This is a genomic window from Streptomyces sp. NPDC031426 (assembly GCF_055581585.1).
This window is the reverse complement of the sequence record NZ_JBVIJE010000117.1, coordinates 1-1,103: the sequence shown is the minus strand read 5'-3', so window position 1 is coordinate 1,103 and position 1,103 is coordinate 1. Positions and strand designations below refer to the sequence as shown.

Annotated in this window: 1 pseudogene; it reads left to right on the top strand. The window is 68.5% G+C overall.

The annotated features are described in order from the left end of the window. A pseudogene (locus ACZ5NH_RS45550) lies at positions 1-1,103 on the top strand (alpha-1,4-glucan--maltose-1-phosphate maltosyltransferase); the annotation flags it as partial.

Genomic DNA, 1,103 nt, shown 5'->3' with positions numbered 1-1,103 from the left:
ATGCCGCTGCTGGTGGAGCGGGAGCGGGCCCTGTACGGCTCCTGGTACGAGTTCTTCCCGCGCTCGGAGGGCACGGCCGAGCAGCCGCACGGCACGTTCCGTACGGCCGCGCGCCGGCTGGAGCCGATCGCGGAGATGGGCTTCGACGTCGTCTATCTGCCGCCGATCCATCCCATCGGCACGACCTTCCGCAAGGGGCCCAACAACACGCTCACCGCCGGGCCCCAGGACGTGGGCGTGCCCTGGGCGATCGGCTCTCCCGAGGGCGGGCACGACGCCGTCCACCCGGGCCTCGGCACCATCGAGGACTTCGACTTCTTCGTCGAAAAGGCCCGCGGACTCGGTCTTGAGGTCGCCCTCGACTTCGCGCTCCAGTGCTCGCCCGACCATCCCTGGGTGCACAAGCATCCGGAGTGGTTCCACCATCGGCCCGACGGCACGATCGCCTACGCGGAGAATCCGCCGAAGAAGTACCAGGACATCTACCCGATCGCCTTCGACGCGGACATGGACGGGCTCGTCGCCGAGACCGTCCGGGTCCTGCGGCACTGGATGGGCCACGGCGTGCGCATCTTCCGCGTCGACAACCCGCACACCAAGCCGGTCGTCTTCTGGGAGCGGGTCATCGCGGAGGTCAACGCGTCCGACCCGGACGTGATCTTCCTTGCGGAGGCCTTCACCCGCCCGGCGATGATGCACACCCTCGCCCAGATCGGCTTCCAGCAGTCCTACACCTACTTCACCTGGCGCAACAGCAAGCAGGAACTCACCGAGTACGCCAGTGAGTTGGCGGGCGAGGCGGCGGCCTACATGCGGCCGAACTTCTTCGCCAACACCCCGGACATCCTGCACGCCTACCTCCAGCACGGCGGCCGGCCCGCCTTCGAGGTGCGGGCCGTGCTCGCCGCGACCCTCTCCCCCGCCTGGGGCATCTACAGCGGCTACGAACTGTGCGAGAACACCCCGTTCAGGCAGGGCAGCGAGGAGTACCTGGACTCGGAGAAGTACCAGCTCAGGCACCGGGACTGGGAGGCTGCGGCACGCGAGGGCCGGACCATCGCGCCGCTCATCACCAGGCTCAACACCATCCGACGGCAGCACCC